At 74.1% G+C, this 16,921-nt stretch carries 15 protein-coding genes; 6 read left to right on the plus strand and 9 right to left on the minus strand.

Annotation, left to right across the window (positions count from 1 at the left end; all coding sequences use genetic code 11):
• Nucleotides 1-12 precede the first annotated feature (12 nt).
• The 5 genes from AXK60_RS04310 to AXK60_RS04330 form a co-directional block, all read right to left on the minus strand.
• Nucleotides 13-891 carry a DUF885 domain-containing protein gene (locus AXK60_RS04310; RefSeq protein WP_139057728.1) on the minus strand — a complete coding sequence of 293 codons (879 nt, stop codon included), beginning with the start codon at nucleotides 889-891 and terminating at the stop codon, nucleotides 13-15.
• A complete protein-coding gene (gene recD / locus AXK60_RS04315; RefSeq protein ID WP_068569783.1) occupies nucleotides 888-2,705 on the minus strand; it encodes an exodeoxyribonuclease V subunit alpha in 1,818 nt (605 codons plus the stop codon). The genes AXK60_RS04310 and recD overlap by 4 nt, the downstream gene beginning before the upstream one ends.
• Complete coding sequence (locus AXK60_RS04320; RefSeq protein ID WP_068569784.1) at nucleotides 2,702-6,070, minus strand: UvrD-helicase domain-containing protein; 3,369 nt, start codon at nucleotides 6,068-6,070, stop codon at nucleotides 2,702-2,704. The genes recD and AXK60_RS04320 overlap by 4 nt, the downstream gene beginning before the upstream one ends.
• Nucleotides 6,067-9,402: an exodeoxyribonuclease V subunit gamma gene (gene recC / locus AXK60_RS04325; protein ID WP_068569785.1), complete on the minus strand. Its 3,336-nt coding sequence runs from the start codon at nucleotides 9,400-9,402 to the stop codon at nucleotides 6,067-6,069. The genes AXK60_RS04320 and recC overlap by 4 nt, the downstream gene beginning before the upstream one ends.
• 76 nt (nucleotides 9,403-9,478) lie before the next feature.
• On the minus strand, nucleotides 9,479-9,973 hold the full coding sequence (locus AXK60_RS04330) for a TetR/AcrR family transcriptional regulator (protein WP_231855574.1): 495 nt from the start codon (nucleotides 9,971-9,973) through the stop codon (nucleotides 9,479-9,481).
• Between the two features lie 33 nt (nucleotides 9,974-10,006).
• Here AXK60_RS04330 and AXK60_RS27770 point away from each other — a divergent pair, with 33 nt between their 5' ends.
• Nucleotides 10,007-10,138 carry a hypothetical protein gene (locus tag AXK60_RS27770; RefSeq protein ID WP_269451173.1) on the plus strand — a complete coding sequence of 44 codons (132 nt, stop codon included), beginning with the start codon at nucleotides 10,007-10,009 and terminating at the stop codon, nucleotides 10,136-10,138.
• Between the two features lie 61 nt (nucleotides 10,139-10,199).
• Here the strand turns inward: AXK60_RS27770 and AXK60_RS04335 are convergent, their stop codons facing one another.
• Entirely contained in the window at nucleotides 10,200-11,006 is an 807-nt protein-coding gene (locus tag AXK60_RS04335; protein WP_068569786.1) for an HAD family hydrolase, read from the minus strand.
• A gap of 34 nt (nucleotides 11,007-11,040) precedes the next feature.
• Nucleotides 11,041-11,472, minus strand: a complete 432-nt coding sequence (locus AXK60_RS04340; RefSeq protein WP_068569787.1) for a type II toxin-antitoxin system Rv0910 family toxin — start codon at nucleotides 11,470-11,472, stop codon at nucleotides 11,041-11,043.
• Between the two features lie 81 nt (nucleotides 11,473-11,553).
• Between AXK60_RS04340 and AXK60_RS04345 the strand changes: the two genes are divergently transcribed.
• Nucleotides 11,554-12,402: a DMT family transporter gene (locus AXK60_RS04345; RefSeq protein WP_068569788.1), complete on the plus strand. Its 849-nt coding sequence runs from the start codon at nucleotides 11,554-11,556 to the stop codon at nucleotides 12,400-12,402.
• 41 nt (nucleotides 12,403-12,443) lie between these two features.
• Complete coding sequence (locus AXK60_RS04350) at nucleotides 12,444-12,971, plus strand: DUF1990 domain-containing protein (protein WP_082777774.1); 528 nt, start codon at nucleotides 12,444-12,446, stop codon at nucleotides 12,969-12,971.
• 8 nt (nucleotides 12,972-12,979) lie between these two features.
• Here AXK60_RS04350 and AXK60_RS04355 read toward each other — a convergent pair whose 3' ends face one another.
• On the minus strand, nucleotides 12,980-13,420 hold the full coding sequence (locus AXK60_RS04355; RefSeq protein WP_068569789.1) for an acyl-CoA thioesterase: 441 nt from the start codon (nucleotides 13,418-13,420) through the stop codon (nucleotides 12,980-12,982).
• Between the two features lie 50 nt (nucleotides 13,421-13,470).
• Between AXK60_RS04355 and modA the strand changes: the two genes are divergently transcribed.
• The 3 genes from modA to AXK60_RS04370 are packed head-to-tail and all read left to right on the plus strand — an operon-like array spanning nucleotide 13,471 to nucleotide 16,063.
• Nucleotides 13,471-14,253 (plus strand): molybdate ABC transporter substrate-binding protein, encoded by a 783-nt coding sequence (gene modA / locus AXK60_RS04360; RefSeq protein ID WP_068569790.1) that lies wholly within the window; start codon nucleotides 13,471-13,473, stop codon nucleotides 14,251-14,253.
• A complete protein-coding gene (locus AXK60_RS04365; RefSeq protein WP_068569956.1) occupies nucleotides 14,250-15,056 on the plus strand; it encodes an ABC transporter permease in 807 nt (268 codons plus the stop codon). The genes modA and AXK60_RS04365 overlap by 4 nt, the downstream gene beginning before the upstream one ends.
• Complete coding sequence (locus AXK60_RS04370) at nucleotides 15,044-16,063, plus strand: sulfate/molybdate ABC transporter ATP-binding protein (RefSeq protein ID WP_068569791.1); 1,020 nt, start codon at nucleotides 15,044-15,046, stop codon at nucleotides 16,061-16,063. The genes AXK60_RS04365 and AXK60_RS04370 overlap by 13 nt, the downstream gene beginning before the upstream one ends.
• Here AXK60_RS04370 and AXK60_RS04375 read toward each other — a convergent pair.
• Nucleotides 16,029-16,802: a PadR family transcriptional regulator gene (locus AXK60_RS04375; protein WP_082777775.1), complete on the minus strand. Its 774-nt coding sequence runs from the start codon at nucleotides 16,800-16,802 to the stop codon at nucleotides 16,029-16,031. The two genes, AXK60_RS04370 and AXK60_RS04375, sit on opposite strands and share 35 nt — an antisense overlap.
• Nucleotides 16,803-16,921: the final 119 nt, after the last annotated feature.

The following is a 16,921-nucleotide window of genomic DNA, read 5'->3' on the forward strand; positions in this document are numbered from 1 at the left end:
CCCCGCGCCGAGCTAGAGCGCTGCGGCGAGGTCGCCGCGGAGCGAATCGAGCGCGGGAGTGGCGCGGGGCGTCATGGCCCGCCAGGCGTCGAGGATGCGCAGGCTCTGCTCGGCATGCCGGACGAAGTGGTTGCCGGCGAACTTGGGGAAGTCGAAGGGCACCGTCCGGTCCAGCTGCCGGAGCACGGCGCGCACCACGATCGGTGGCGGCGCGAACACGGGCAGCCCGATGTCGGCGCGCATCGCCTCCGCCATCGCCCGACCCGGACGGCGCAGCCGACGCAGGAACGTCGGCCAGTCGCCGCCGACGACCGCCAGCTCGGCCGCGTAGGGCACCATCAGCACACCGACGGCGTCGGCGGCCTTCGCCGGCGTCCGGCCGACCACCTTCGGATAGTCCGTGGCCAGCCGACGCGGCAGTTCCGACGCACCGTCGACCGCGACGGCGGCGAACGCCGGGGCGAGCGGCGGCACCCAGTACTCGGCGCGCGTCTCCGTGCCGCGGGAGGTCGCGAACGAGAGCAGGCCCGGCGCGAGCGTCGCCACCTCCGCTCCGGGAAACATCCGCTGCGCGATCGCGGCGTCGCCGATCACCGGGCTGGTCACCCCGACCGTGGGCGCCTCCACGGCGATCAGGGCGGTCGCGACCTCGGGTGCCAGCTCGCCGGGCGCGGAGGTCAGGACGAGCAGGTCGACGGTGCCCGGCGCCACCTCCGCGTAAGGCACCACCGGGACGTGGGTGACGGCACCGTCGGGCGCGACGGCCGTGAGCATCGCCCCGGGGCGACGCGAGGCCGCTCGGACCTCGGCGCCGGTCCCGGCGAGCAGGGCGCCCGCGGCGGCGGCGACCGCCCCGGCCCCCTGGATGAGCACGCGCCTGCGTTCGGTCATGCTCCACCCTCGCCCCGGAGACCGCTCGCGCGCAACACCTGCCGCTGCACGCCGGCGCGCAGCGCGTCCTCCCCGCCGAGCAGCCGGACCTTGCGCCGGGCACGGGTGATGGCGGTGTAGAGCAACTCACGGGTGAGCAGCCGCGAATCGGCGGGCGGAATCACCACGGACACCGCGTCGTACTGGCTGCCCTGGCTGCGGTGGATCGTCATGGCGTAGACCGTGCGCACCGCGACCAGCTGGTTCGGGTACAGCAGCGCCACGTCCGAGCCGCGCGCGAACGCGGCCCGCAGGTCCGACGGGTCGCCGTCATGGGCGATCACCACGCCGACGTCGCCGTTGTAGACCTTGGTGTCGTAGTCGTTCGCGGTCACGAGCAGCGGCTGCCCGGCGTACCAGCCCGCCCCTGCGCTGCGCGCGCCCGCCCACTCCTCGGCGAGCTGCGCCCACCGGGTGACGCCGGACGGCCCCTCCGAGTGCGCGCAGAGCACCCGGTGCTGCTGCACCCCGGTGGCCGCGTCCGCCGCGAGCCCCCGCTGCGCGGCGGCCACGGTGGCGGCGCTCGCGGCTCGGACGTCGGTGCGCAGGCCCTCGACGTCGTCCGGCTCGCACCACTCGATCGCGCCGCCCCCGCCGTCGCGGGCGAGCTCGATCACCCGGTCCGCATCGCCGCGCCGGACGGCGTCGGCGAGCTCGCCGAGCGCGCCCGTGAATCGGCGGCCGCGGCGCAGCCGGACCACTCCCCGGCGCGCCTCGCGCAGCTCCGCCTCGTCGAGGACCTCCTCGTCGCCGTCCGTGCGCGCCCGCTCGTCGACCAGCAGCGCCTCCAACTCCGGCGACGGTGCCGTGGTCACCCCGCGCGCCACCAGGTCGCCGAGGACGGCACCCGCGTCGACCGACGCCAGCTGGTCGGGGTCGCCCACGAGGATGAGCCTCGCCTCGGGCCGCAGCGCCTCCAGCAGCCGGCACATGATGGTCAGCGAGACCATCGAGGTCTCGTCGACGACCACCACGTCGTAGGGCAGGTGGTTGGTCGCGTCGTGCCGGAACCGGCTGGCCTTGCCCGGCTTGAAGCCGAGCATGCGGTGGATCGTCTGCGCCGGGATCTCCCGCGGCAGACCGAGCGCAGCGCCCTGGGTGCGGACCTCGCCGGCGAGCTGCGCGGCCGCTCGCCCCGTGGGCGCGGCGAGCCCGACCCGCAGGTCCGGTCCGTGCTGGTCGAAGAGCAGCGCGAGGATCCGCGCGACGGTGTAGGTCTTGCCCGTGCCGGGTCCGCCGGCGAGCACCGTCGTCTGCCCGAGCACCGAGGCGGCGGCCGCGAGCCGCTGCCGGTCCGGGCCCGGCTCGGGGAATCGTTCCCGCAGGCCCTCGCGCAGACGCGCCACGTCCACGCCCGGCGCGGCGCCCCCGCGCGCGTCGAGCACGGCGCGCACCGTCTCCTCCTGGCGGTGGTACCGGTCCAGGTAGAGGAGCTCGTCGCGCACCAGCCGCAGCGGCCGCAGCGGGCCGGCCGCGCCACCCACCACCAGCGGGCTGCGGCGCAACGCGTCGCGGACCGCGGCGGGCTCCGGCCACGGCAGGGCGTCCACGTCGACCTCGCCGTCACCGTCGACCGCGACGTCCCGCAGGCGGGAGAGCTCGAGGCACACCGAACCGAGCCGCACGGCGCGGGTGGCGAGCGCGGCGGCGAGCAGCACCGCCTCGTCCGTCTCGCGGCCGAGGCGACCGAGCGCGGCCGCGACGTGCACGTCGGCCGGGCCCAGAACGCCCGCGTCGGCGAAGGTCCGCAGCAGGCTCTTCTCGGCGGTGGTCATGACGCGCCTCCCGCCAGCGCCTCGGAGACCGCGGCGACCAGCGCCGCAGGCGGATGCCACTCGAAGACACCCGCGCCGGGCGGGGTCTCGGGACCGATCATGGCGCGCACGAAGTGGTACTGCACGACCCCGAGGTGCGTTTCCGGCCGGTACCCCGGGACCCGCCACGTCAGGAACCGGTGCAGCGCAACGGAGTACAGCAGGGCCTGCAGCACGTACTGCGACGAGATCATCTCGCGAGCCATCGCCTCGAGGGTGTAGTCGGCGGTGGTGAGGTCGCCGCGCGCGAGTCGGTTGGTCTTGTAGTCGACCACCGTGTACCGGACGGCGCCGTCGGGGCCCGTGACCCGGAGCACCGAGTCGATGCTGCCGGTGAGGTAGCCGCGCAGCGCGGCGCCCGGCACCTCGCGCAGCCGCTCCGCGTAGGGCGCGAGCGGATCATCGGCGGGCACGTGCTCGTCGAGCAGATCCGCGATCTGCGCCAGCGTGGCCGCTGCGCCGCCGTCCGCGCCGAGCGGGAGCTCGAAGTCGAGCTCGGCGAGGTGGTCCGCCGGCGCGACCTCGGCGAGGGTCAGCCCGGCCAGGCCGCCGGCTCCCAGTGGCGTGCGCAGCACCGCGACCAGCGCCGTCGCCAGCTCCGCGGGATCGTCGGGCACCGCGCCGAATTCGGCCGCCTCGCGGCACCGGGTGAGGACCTCGGCCTCCAGATCGGGCGCGCCGGTATCGACGTGCTCGAGGATCTCATGCACGAGGGTGCCGAACACGGCACCGCCCGACAGCCCGTTCATCAGGGACGACGGTGCGCCGCCCGCGCCGTCCGCGTCCGGCACGGCGGCCTCGACCATGGGCTCGTCGAGAGGCTCGTCGGCGACGCCGGGCTCGTCCGGCTCGCTGCCGGTGTCCGGGGCGGCCTCCGCGGGGCCGTGCGCGGCATCCGCGGTGAGCGCCGAGTAGCTCGTGCGCCGCCAGGTCGGGTCGATCCGGCGCTCGGCACGGCCGAGCACCAGCTCCGGGAAGCCGGCGAAGGGCGGCCGCCACTGCGGGGGCTTGGGGGCGGACAGGTCCACGGCCTCGATCGATACCGCCGCCTCGACCTGCGCCGCCCACTCCCGCAGTCGCGCGCCGGTCTCGTCGTCGTTGGGGATGGGCGCCTGCTCCGCCGGCACCCGGCCGCCACCGACCTCCGAGAACAGCAGCCGATGCAGGGGCGAGCCCTTCGTGGTGGTGCTCGGCGCCCACCACAGGACCAGTCGCGACTGCGCCCGCGTGGCGCCCACGTACAGCAGGCGCAGCTCCTCGGCCGCCTCCTCCTCGCGCGAGACCCCGAGCCGCTGGCCGTAGCCCGGCGCGTCCTTGCCGCCCACATCGACCAGCCGCTCCCCCGCGTCGTGGAAGGTGAAGGTGTCACGATCGCCGAAGCCGCCGAAGGAGTCCCACGCGAAGGGCAGGTACACCACGGGGAACTGCAGGCCCTTGCTGGCGTGGACCGTCATGAGCTGCACGGCCTCGGTGTCGGTCGCGAGGCGACGCGCGGGATCGGCGGTGCCGCCGCGGCCCGGGTCGGCGATCCGCTCTGCCAGCCAGCGGGTCGCGGCGCCCAGTCCGAGGCCCTGGGTGACGGTGGCGTGCTGCACCAGCTCCGCGACGTGCCGCAGGTCGGTGAGCGTGCGCTCGCCGCCGATCCGGCCGAGCATCCGCTCGTCGAACCGCGAGCGCGTGGCGAGCGCGTCGAACATCGCCGCGAAGCCCGAGCGGGCGAAGATCCCCGCGAGCGTCCGCAGGCGGCCGCTGATCTCGGAGACCAGCTCGTCGCCGCGCTCGTCGAGGTCGCGGGCCGTGAACTCGAACAGGGGCGTGAGCGCGGCCAGGCGGGCCCGGTCGCCGCGGCCGGGGTTCTCCAGGGCCTGCAGTAGCCGCAGCCAGTCGACGGCGGCCGCGGTGGTGAACACGCTGGCGCCGCCCGCGGCGACCGCCGCGACGCCGAGGCCCTGCAGCAGCACCTGCAGCTCGGCGATGTGCTCGTTCTTGCGCACCAGCACGGCGATGTCGCGCGGCTGCAGCACCCGGGGCCCGGCGTCGTCACCGTCGTCGTAGCGCTCCTCGGCGACCAGGGTCCGGACGATGTCGGCGGCGACATCGCGCAGTACCGCCGCGCGGACGCCGGGCACGCGCGGGATCCCGTACTGGGTCTTGGGTCCCACCCCGGTCGACCCGAGGTACCGGAGCCGCAGCGGCGGACCGTCGAGCCGGGACTCCGGGTGGTGCGCGCTGACCCGGCCCACCACGATCTGCGAATCCCCCAGCGCGACATCGCCGTACAGGTGCTGCAGGGCGTCGACGAGCGGGCCGTCGGAACGGCGGTTCACATCCAGCGCCTGATGCGTGGTGGCGGCCTTCGACGCCTCGAGGTAGCTGTAGACCTCCGCACCGCGGAAGGCGTAGATGGCCTGCTTCGGGTCACCCACGAGCACGAGCGTGCGGCTGCCGTGGAAGGCGGCGTGCAGGATGTCCCACTGGACGGGGTCGGTGTCCTGGAACTCGTCGACGAGCACCACCGAGTACGCCTCCCGCAGCCGCGCGCACGCCCGCTCCCCGTGATTCGGGTCGGTCAGCGCGTCGCGGAGCAGTCCTTGCAGGTCGTCGAAGTCGCGGAGCCTGCCGGCCCGTTTACGGCGCTCGACCTCCTGTCGTACCGCGGCGGCGTACTGGACGCGCAACGCGACATCGGAGCCCTCGGCGGCGTCGCGCGGCGTGATCGCCGCGCGGGGGTTCGCGACGACGGTGCGCGCGAACTGGAGCGCGATCGGCAGCGGAAAGGGCGGCCGCGGCCGCCCCGCGAACATCGCCAGATAGGCGTCCTCCGCGACCTCCTGGACGAGATCGCCGATGTCCTCGACGAACGTGACCCCGGGCTCCAGGTCGCCCGCGAGGCCGAGCGCGTCGAGCATCCGCTGGCAGAAGCCGTGGGTGGTGGTGATGGTGGCCGCGTCGAAGTCGGACAGGGCCGCGACCAGCCTGCGGTGCCGCAGCGCGACCTCGTCCGGGTCCCCGGCGGCGAGGTGCCGGATCAGCTCGTCGTCGGCGGTGCGGGCGGACTCCGGGGCGCGCAGGGCGCGTTCGGCGGAGAGCAGCCGCGCACGGGCGCGTTCCCGCAGTTCCTGGGTGGCGGCCCGGGAGAAGGTGATGAGCAGCATCTCCCCCAGCTCGGCGACGCCCTCGGCGACGTACCGAGTGAGCAGCCCGACGATCGCGTAGGTCTTGCCGGTGCCGGCGCTCGCCTCGAGCACGGTGGTGGCGCCGCCGGTGGGCAGCGGTCCGGTGAGCTCGAACGGGGTCACCCCGAGCACCGATTCACGGGCTGTCATGACAGCTCCTCGTGCGTCAGCATCGGCACCCACAGCCGCGCGGCGAGCGCGCCGAACCGCGTTCCCGCACGGGAGAACTCCGCCTCGGTGCCCTCCGGCGGGCCGAGCGCGTCGTCGAAGGCGGACTCGCCCAGCGCGTACCGGATGGATCGATCCGTCCCGTCGCCGAACTTCCCGTCGAACTCGGCGCGGGCGGCCTCCAGCGAGATCTTCGTGCTCTTGCCGCCGAGCGCGGTCGCGATGTACGCCGGCGAGGACTTCGGGAACAGCGGCAGTGGCTCGGCGAGCCCGCGGTCCCGGAGGTCGACCAACGCACGCAGCTCCGCGATCGGATCCGAGGGGGCCTTGAGCCGCGACGCCGACACGCCCCGGTACCCGCGCCCCAGGATCAGGGCCGAGCGCTCCTCGTACCCCCCGGCGGCGAGCGCGAGCAACGACACCCACGCCGAGACCCGGTGCTTCGCCGCGAGTTTGCTGAACGAGGCGCGCACCACCCCGTCGGGCCGCACGGCCGGGACGGATCCGACCAGCCTGCGCCCGTCCCCCAGGTCCACACCGATGTCGATGGTCGCGGCGGCGCCCACGAGGTGCGGGCCGGCGACGCGGGCGAGGTCGGCGACGTCGGCCGCGACCCGATCGAGGACGGCCGAGCCGAGGGCGAAGGGCGGCAGCGTGCCGCGCCGCATCTCGGCCGCCGCGAACCGCTCGGGCGGCGTGCCCGCCAGTGCGGAGGTGAGCATGCGTTCGCCGATCTCCCACTGCTGCAGGCCGTCCGGCGCGATCGTCAGCGCCTCGGCCAGCTCGTCGTCCTGATCGGGCACGGTGAAGCCGAGCCGCTGCCGCAGGAAGGCCTTGACGGGGTGCTCGCAGAACCGCACCAGCGCATCGAGATCGACGTCCTCAACGGCGGACGCGGCCAGCGGCGCGGCGAGGAAGGGCGGCACCGGCTCCGGTGTCGATGCCGCAGCCCTGGCCCCCGCGTAGGCCGAGGGGTCGTACGAGAAGGGCGCGCCCAGTCCGAACCGGGCCGGGTCGAAGTTGCCGGGATCGAAGGGCTGCAACGGATGCCGGAACTCCAGCCCCGGGATCTCCGCGTCCTCGCCGTCCGCGGCCCCCGCGTCGGCGAGGAGGGCCCGCGCCGCATCGCGGAGCTCGGCGACGGGGACCGCCGGCGGGCGCCGCGTGCCCTTGACCGGATCCGCACCCGTGTAGAAGACCAGCAGCCGATCGGTGGCGCTGGTGACCGCGTCGAGGAAGAGCTCCCGGTCCTCCGCGCGCGGATCCCGCTCGCCGACGCACGGCGTGCGCCCCAGGACGTCATCGCCGGAGTACCGCGTGGACCGCGGGAACACCTCGTCGTCCAGGCCCAGCAGCACCACCACGCGGTGCGGCACCGACCGCATCGGCACCAGTGTGCAGACCGTGAGCTCACCCGTGCGGAAGTTGGCGCGCGTGGGCTTGGCGCCCAGGCGCGAGCCCAGCATGGCGCGCACCTCGGTGAGCGTGAGGTCACGGTCCGAGCCGTCGCGCAGGGCCGCCGTCAGCTCGCGGCCGGCCTGGGTGACCTGCCACGCGTCCGCGGCGGGTACCGCCCCGATCTCGCCGACCAGCCGCTGCAGCGACTCCGCCCAGTCCCGGGCCGGCCGGCGGCCGCGGCTCTCCGCGGTCGCGCGGGTGAGCACGTCGAGGTACTCGGCGAACCGGCCGACGAGGTCGATGTCGGTGGAGTCCACATCGTCCAGCGGCAGGCCCAGGCCCAGCCATTGGCCGTCGGTCTCGTCCGCGACGACGCCCAGCACGATCCGGTCCAGCGCGGTGGCGAGCGTGTTCTGCGGGAAGCCGCGCAGCCCGTAGCGCTCGCGCGCCGCCTCGTCGAGGCCCCAGCGTGCGCCGGACGGACCGGCCCACTCGCGGAGACGCTCGATGTCCGAGTCGCTGAACCGGAATCGGCGCCGCACCGGCTCGGTGGCGGCCAGGTCGAGCACCTCGGCGACGGTCGCGCGACCGTCGGCGAGCTCGAGGACCGTGACCAGCGCGTCGAGCAGAGGGTTGGTGAACCGCAGCGCCCGGTCCGCCAGGCGCACCCGGAGCCGCTGAGCCGGGTGCATCGCCTCCCCCGCCGGGCCGGGACCGCCGGAGTCCACCACGGCCTGGCCGAATGCGGAGCGGATGAGCGGCGCGTAGGTCTCGATGTCCGGGCAGGTGACGAGGACCTCGCGCGGCTGCAGTGTCGGATCGTCCTCGAACAGCCGGACCAGCCGCTCCCGGAGCACCTCGATCATCCGTGCCGGACCGTGGCACGCGTGGAACTCGATCGAGCCGTCCGCGGTGAGTCCCGCGGCGAGCGGTGCATCGTCGGCGATACCCGACTGCACGCTGCCGAGGAGGGTGGCGGGACGGGCCGGCGTCGGATGGTGCACATCGGCGCCCGCGAGGGGCGCGACGCGCGCCTGCAGCTCCCGCGCCTCCCGCCCGAGGGACGCGAGCAGCGGATTCGTCGCGGTCGGGCCGCCGACGGTACGGGGCACGGGCCCGGCGGGCGGGGCGGCATCCTCGGACAGCTCCGCCCAGAGCGCCGGGCTCGGGTGCGGGAGCCACAGGTGCACCTCGCGTCCCGCGGCGAGCGCCGCGAGGACGGCCGCCTGGTCGGCGGGGAGGCGAGTGGGGCCGTAGACCGACAACCGCTCCGGCAGGTCGACGATGTCGGGCTCCGCCCGCAGCCGCGCGCACGCGACGTCGAGCCGCTCGGCGGGGCTGGGGACCCCGGCGAGACCGCGGACGCGGCGGACGAGCTCGGCCTGCCAGCGCAGATCCTCGGGCAACGCCCCGCCGACGCCGTCGGTGTCGCGGCCGGCCGCCCAGTCCACCAGCATGCCGGGCCGGTTCGCGCCGTAGGAGCGCAGCAGACCCGCGAGCAGCTCCGCGGTGGGGTACCGCCGCCGGGGACGGTGCCCGGGCTGCGCGGCCCAGCCCCCGGGACGGACCACCCCGAGGTGCCGGGCCAGGACCGACCCGGCCGGCTCGAAGGCCATCTCGTCGATCGCCGCGAGCACGAGCCACACGAGCCGCTCCCCGCGCCACGGGTCGTCGTCGGGCGCGATGCCCGAGGCCGCGGCCACCGACTCGGCGACCAGCGCGGCGGGCGTGGGGAACTCGATGTTCGCGGCGATGCCCAGCCGGGACGCGATGCCCTGGACTATCCAGCGCTCCACGCCGCGCGCCGGGACGGCGATCAGTTCCGGGCGGAACGGGTCGGCTGCGGGCACCGCGAGCACGTCCGCCAGCGCGTCCACGAGGACGTCGCCACGTTCGGAACGGTGCACGGTGAGCATGTGCGCAGTTCTAACACGAGCGTCCGACAAGTCGGACGACCGGCTGCGATCGGGGCATCTGACGCATGGCGCGCCGCTACTGCGCCGGCTGCCACTTCGCGATCAGTGCCTCCGCGTCCACCGACTCGGCCGGGCTGCGACGCAGGACCGCATCGAGCACGAGACCGTCCAGCGAGGCTGCCACACAGGCAGCGTCGTCGCGGGCCATTCCACGGCTCACGAGGACACTCACCAGCCGATCTCGAGCGCCGACAAGCTCGCGCGCCAGTTCCTCGTCATGGAACGAAGCGACGATCAGCTCGTACCTGGCTCTGGTCCACCCTGATTCGACACCCAGCCACCGCGTGATCTGCTGGTGTGGAGTCTCGTTCTCTGCGGGCTGATCGACGCTCAGGAGGTGGCGCACCATCGCGAAGATGAGGCCGCGCTGATTCGAGAAGTGGTGCCTCGCGGTCCCGTGGGGCACGCCGGCGGCATCCTCGACCCTGCGCATCGACCACCCTGTGAACCCACACTCGCCGAGCAGGTCCAGACCGGCGATCAACAACACCTCGCGCGACGAGTTCTCCACATGGAGAGGCTATCGTGCTACCTTCCTCTCCATGTGGAGAGTGACGGTGAATCGACGATGGTGATCTTCTTCGACGTCTTGTTCGGCCTCTGCGTCGTGGCCACACTGTGGTTCGCCGGCTACGCCGTGTACCGCGTCCTCAAGGACGACTCACCACGGAAGTAGACGCCGCAAACGCCTTCGACGCTTCGGTAACCGTCCTCGACGCCCGCGCGAACTCTCGGGATCAGACCGCCCGGGTCAACGCCGCAGGTAGCTCGGCCAGGGACCGAATCGCGGGCGGCTCGCCGCCGACGCCTGTGCCGGTCCTGTCGAGCCACAGCGCCCGCAGCCCCGCGTCCCGCGCGGCGGCCACGTCGTTCGCGTAGCTGTCACCCACGGCGATGCAGTCCTCGGACGCCGCACCCGCGAGCTCGCACGCGTGCAGGAACACCGCGGGGTCGGGTTTGCCGATCCCCAGGGTGTCGGTGGTGACGACATGCGGGAATCGATCGGATACGCCCAGTACCTGGAGCTTCATCCGGGTGGCGGCCGTCGACGAGTTCGTGAGGAGCACCACGGTGATCCCCCACCGCTCCGCGGCCTGCACCGCCGGCATCGCGTCCGGGAAGAGCCGCTGCGCCGCCGCGAACGCCGGATCGAAACCGCTGCAGTACCGGCGGTAGCGCCGTGGCTCCCACAGCAGCCCGAGATCCTGCGCCGCGGCCGCGATCCGAGCCTTGCGCATCTCGTGGAACCGCAGTTCCCCGGCGGTGTACCGGTCGAAGATGCCGCGCGGGTCGCTGAGGAAATGCTCCGCGAAGGCCTCTCGCGCCGCGGCGCCCGACTCGGGCCACACCTCCAGCGCGGCGGCACGGGCAGCCGCACGCATCGCCGCGGACGTGTCGACCAGCGTGTCGTCGACGTCGAGGATCAGGGCGTCGCACGGGCGCGGACCGTCCATGCCCGCACGCTGCCGCAGCCGGGCGAGCGTGTCGGAACCCCAGCTCAGGCCGCCGCGGACTGCGGCACCGACCAGGTCCGTGAGCTCCACGCGCTCGTCCTCTCCGTCGCCCTCGCTCCGCCTACTACTCGGCGAACATCCGCTGGAACCGCTGCAGCGATTCCTCGATGTCTCCCTTGAGTGCCCGCGCCACCGTCGCCCCGATCGGCCCGAACAGGGGCGCGCCGCCGAGGTCCGCGCGTAGGGCCACCGTCGACCCCGCGCCGGACGGCGCGATGCTCACGGTGAGCTTGTACTTCGTACCCGCCACGCCCTTGCCGTCGAGCACCAGCCGCCGCGGCGGGTCGTACTCGGTGATGACCCACTCGACGCGGTTGCGGAAGTTCTTCGCCTTGAGCACGCAGGCGATGCGCGCCCCCTGCGCGAGCTCGGGCAGCGGGCCGCGCCAGCCGTCGTGCAGGGTCACCCACTGCGGGAGCGTCTCGAGGTCCGCAGCCTTCTCCCACGCCGTGTCCGGGGGAAGCGGAATCTCGATCCGGCTCTCGACCTTCGCCACACTCACTCCTTCAGCCGCAGATGTTGAATCCGAACTTAGCGCGTGTGCGGTCGCACCCCACGACGAGCGTAGATTTCACGCGTGTCCGCCACCGCCGCCTCGATCCTGCTCGCCCTCGTCGCCGCCTTCCTGTTCGCGTGCGGATCCGCCGCCCAGCAGGTCGAGGCGGCCGGGGTCCACGAGGACGCATCGCTCATCGCGGAGCTGATCCGCCGGCCCCGCTGGTGGCTGGGCCTCGTGGGCGACCTCGGCGGCTACGCCTTCCAGGCCTGGGCGCTGGCGCTGGGCCCGGTGCTGGTGGTGCAGCCGCTCATCGTGGCGGCGCTGCTGTTCGCGCTGCCGATCTCGGCGCTGCTCAACCACACCCGGGTCACGGTCCGGGAATGGACGTGGGCCGCAGTCCTCGCGGTGGCGCTGGCGGCGTTCCTCGTCGCGGGCCGCCCCACCGACGGCGTCCCCGACGCCCCGGGCGCCACGTGGCTGCCCGCGCTCGTCGTGGTGGGAGTCGTCGCGGTGGCCACGACGGGGGTCGGGCTGGTCCGAACGCTGCCCGGGTCGGCGCGGGCTCTGTCCTTCGGCGTCGCCGCCGGCGCGCTGTTCGGCGTCGCGACGGTGCTCACCAAGCCGGTGCTCACGTCCTACGAGCACGCGGAGTTCCTCGCGAACACCGTCCGGCTGCTCACCGACTGGCGGCTCTACGTGCTGGTGCTGTGCGGGATCGGCGCGATGTACCTGCAGCAGCGGGCCTTCCAGCCCGCGCCGATCTCGGCGTCGCTGCCCGCGATCACCCTCGCCGAGCCGGTCTGCGCCGCCGTCCTCGGCGCGGTCGTGCTGCAGGAGTCCGTCACGCTCACGGGCTGGCACGGCATCGCGGTGATCGCGTCCGGGGTCGTCGGGGCCGTCGCCGCGGCCCGCCTGGCCCGACGGTGACCGCCCGTCCGGCCCGGGACGACGGCGTACCGTCGGGCGGTATGACGGACCTGGAGGCACTGGCGCGGGCCCCGTTCACCTACCCCGAGGTGGGGGCGACGCGGGGCACCCCGCCCGGCGACGCGCACGCCTTCCGCGCGGAACGCATCGTGGGCCACGGTCCCGAGGACTTCGCCGGGGTGCAGGAGTCGATCCTCGCCTACGGCATGCAGCGCGGAGCCGGGCTGCGGGTCCGGGCGAGCACGCCGCGCGCCGAGGCGGACACCGTCATGGTGATGACCACGCCGCTGTTCGGCCCCATCCGCATCCCCTGCCGCGTGATCTACGTCGTCGACGAGCCCGGCCGGGCCGGCTTCGCCTACGGCACGCTGCCGGGGCACCCCGAGAGCGGCGAGGAGCTCTTCTCCGTCGAACTGCGGCCCGACGGTGCCGTGGTCGCCGTCGTGAGCGCATTCTCCCGCCCCGGGCGTTGGTACACCCGGCTGGGCGCGCCCGTCGGCCGCCTCCTGCAGGCGGTCATGACGCGCCGCTACCTCGCGGCGATGGTCCGGCCGGAACGCACCGGGTAACGCGGCGGCTACACGCTCTCGCGGCGCCGGCGGAAGGGCACGGGCTCGCCGAGGAGCTCCTCGAGCTGCGCGCGCAGCGCGTCCGGGATCGGGGCGGGGCGGCCGGACGCGGCACCGTCGACCACGACCATGGACGCCTCCGACAACGCGGCGGTCTCGCCGTCCGCACCGAGCACCTCGTAGCCGATGTCGAAGCCCGACCCGCCGATCCTGGTGACGCGCATGAGGATCCGCACGGGCTCCTGCGAGTACAGCAGCGGGCGGACGTAGTCGATCTCCTGGTGCGCGACGAACATCGTGACCCGACCCGAGTCCGGTCCGGAGCCGAATCGCATCATGAACCGGATGCGCGCCTCCTCCAGCAGTCGCAGCATCGACACGTTGTTGATGTGCTGCAACGCATCCATGTCCGACCACCGCATCGGGACCAGTACCTCGTGATTGTTCATGGGGCTATTGTCGACCACGACCCACTGAACCCCTGTCACCGGGAGACGCGATGCGCGCCACACGACTTCTGACCGCCGCGGTGCTCGCCGCGAGCCTCGCCGCCTGCTCGACATCGGGCGACGGCGCCTCCTCTCCCTCGTCCGCCGCGGCCGGGTCGGGCGGCACCGTGATCGTCTACGCCGCAGCCAGCCTGCAGGTCACCTTCGAGAAGCTGGGCTCCGAGTTCGGCGCGAAGCACCCCGGGACCACGGTCAAGTTCTCCTTCGGCGGCTCGTCGGGGCTGCTCGCGCAGCTCACGCAGGGCGCGCCCGCCGATGTCTTCGCCACGGCCGACACCCCCACCATGGACAAGGCCAAGACGGCGTCGCTGGTCACCGACCCGCAGCCCTTCGCCACCAACGTCCTCACCATCGCCACCGCCCCCGGCAACCCGAAGCGCATCACCGCGCTCGCCGACCTCGCCAAGCCCGACGTCAGCGTCGTGGTGTGCGCGCAGCCCGTGCCGTGCGGCACGGCCACCGCCAAGGTGACCAAGGCCGCCGACGTGACCCTGCATCCCGTCAGCGAGGAGGACTCCGTCTCGAGCGTGCTCGCCAAGGTCCGGCACGGCCAGGCCGACGCGGGCCTGGTCTACAAGACGGACGTCAAGGGGACCAACGGCGCCGTCGGGTCCGTCGACTTCCCGCAGGCCGACGGTGCCGTCAACGTCTATCCGATCGCGCCGCTGACGGCCGCCAAGAACACCGCGGGCGCGAAGGAGTTCGTCGAGTTCGTCCGTGGCCCCGAGGGCCGGGCGGCCCTGACGGCGGCCGGCTTCGGGGCGCCCAGCTGAACCGGCCCGCTCGCTCCGCCCCCGGCGCCGACAGGGCGTTCCCCCGCTGGATCGTCGTCCCCGCCGCGCTCGGCGCGGCTTTCGTCCTCGTGCCCCTGATCGGCATCGTGGCGAAGGTCGACTGGCCGCGGTTCGGGGACCTCGTCACCTCGGAGGATTCCCGGACCGCGCTGGTCCTGTCCCTGCAGACCTCGTTCGCGGCGACGCTGCTGTGCATCGTGCTGGGCGTCCCGCTCGGGGTGATCCTCGCGCGCAGCCGATCCCGGTTCGTCGGGGTCCTGCGACCGCTGGTGCTGCTGCCGCTGGTGCTGCCCCCGGTGGTCGGCGGCATCGCGCTGCTCTACGCCTTCGGCCGGCGGGGCCTGGTGGGCCAGTACGGCGGGATCGGCGGGCACATCGCATTCACGACGGTGGCCGTGGTCCTGGCGCAGGCCTTCGTCGCACTGCCGTTCCTCGTGCTCGCCGTGGAGGGCGCGCTGCGCACCCTCGGCACGGACTACGAGCGGACCGCCGCGACCCTGGGCGCCTCGCCGTCGATCGTGCTGCGCCGCATCACCCTCCCCCTGGTGCTGCCGTCCATCGCCTCCGGCGTGGTGCTGACCTTCGCGCGGGCGCTCGGCGAGTTCGGCGCGACCCTCACCTTCGCCGGCTCGCTCGCGGGCACCACCCGCACGCTGCCGCTGGAGATCTACCTGCGCAACGAGACCGATCCGCAGGCGGCGGTGGCGCTGTCGCTGGTCCTCCTGGCCGCAGCCGCGGTGATCGTCTCGGCGGTGTACGGGGTGCGCGCATGGCGGACGTGACCCCTGGCCTGCACCTGGACGTCGAGGTGCGCGAGCGCGGCGTCGACGCCCGGTTCACGGTGCCCGACGGCGAGACCCTCGCCCTCCTCGGCCCCAACGGGACCGGCAAGTCGACCGTCGCCGACGCCGTGGCGGGGCTGGTCCGGCCGGACTCCGGCCGCGTCGTCGTCGCCGGGGAGACCGTCTTCGACGGTGCCGGGCGGTGGGTTCCGGCGCACCGTCGGAAAGTGGCGCTGCTGGGCCAGACCGCACGTCTGTTCCCGCACCTGCGTGTGCACGCCAACGTGGCCTTCGCGCCGCGCAGCGCGGGCGCGGACCGCCGGGCCGCGGCGGCCGCGGCGGACCACTGGCTCGAGGCCGTCGGCGCGGCGCACCTGCGGGACCGGCGCCCGCACGAGCTCAGTGGCGGCCAGGCGCAGCGGGTCGCGCTCGCCCGTGCCCTCGCGGCCGAGCCGAAGGTCCTCCTGCTCGACGAGCCCCTCTCCGCGCTCGACGTGGGCGCCCGGGCGGAGGTCCGGTCGGTTCTGCGCTCCCTGCTCGAGGGGCGCACCTGTGTGCTCATCACCCACGATGCGGCCGATGTCGTGGCCCTCGCCGACCAGGCGGCCGTGCTCGAGGACGGCCGCATCGCCGATCAGCGTCCCGCCGCCGACCTCCTGCTCTCCCCGGCGACGCCGTTCGCCGCCCGGCTGGCGGGGATGAACCTGCTGCCGGACGGCGACGGGGCGTGGGTGTTCGGGCCGGCCGACCTCGACCTCATCGCCACGAACGACGACGGTGCCGGACTGTCCGGCACCGTCGTCGAGGTGAGTGTGGCGGGCGGGCGCTGCCGGGTGACCAGCAGCGTCGCCCCCGCGGGGGCGGACGGCACCGTCGACCTGGTGGCCGAGCTACCGGCCGAGCGGCACCGGGAGATTCATCCCGGTGCCCCCGTCCGGTTGGTGCCGGATCTGACCCGCGCGCACCGGGTGACTACTGCTCGCCGTCCGGATCGGCCGACTCGGTGACCGTGTCGGCCGCCGCCGGGGGCGTGCGGTCCACGCCGGCGAGGAGCAGGTAGACCTGCTTGATCGCGTCGCCGAGGATGGTGTCGACCGCGGCGGTCTGCTCGGGATCACCGGTGCGGGCGACCCGCCGCGTGACCTCGTGCAGCTCGCGCAGCGTTTCGCGGAGATGGCCGCGCTCGGCCGAGCCGCCGTCGAAGCCCGCGAACGGATCCGGCGCATCCGCGAGTGCGGTCTCGATGTACTCGCGGCCGGTGGTGGTGAGCGTGGCGACCTTGCGGCCGTTCTCGCGCTCGATGGTGATCAGCCCCTCGTCCTCGAGCTGGCTGAGCGTCGGATAGATGGCGCCGGGGCTGGGCTTCCAGGCCCCCGCCGTGCGCTCCTCGATGGAGGAGACGATCTGGTAGCCGTGCATCGGCTCGGTCTCCAGGAGCCGGAGCACTGCGATCCGGACGTCGCCGCGCTGGACGCCGCGGCGACCGCGGCCCCGCCCGCGACCGCGGTGACCTCCGGGGCCGCCCGGGCCGAACGGTCCGGGCCCACCGGGCCCGAAACCGGGGCCGCCGGGTCCGAAGGCCTCGGGACCGAAACCCGGCCCGCCCGGGCCGAATCCACGGCCACGACCGCGGCCTCGGCCTTCGCCGCGGCCCTCTCCACGACCCTCTCCGGGGCCGCACTCGGACGGGAAGCCGCTGTTGCGGAATCGCGCATCGAAGCGCTCATCGTGAGTGTGCCTACGCATGGTGGCACTCCTTTCGGTAGGGGGTCACATGTTTCGCGACCCGATGCGTTCACGATATATCGCGATAGTTCGATTGGCAACCCCTCAACGCGAGAAGCCCCCGCCCGGTATCCGGGCGG

Origin of the sequence: Tsukamurella pseudospumae, from assembly GCF_001575195.1 — a bacterium.
Lineage (GTDB): Bacteria > Actinomycetota > Actinomycetes > Mycobacteriales > Mycobacteriaceae > Tsukamurella > Tsukamurella pseudospumae.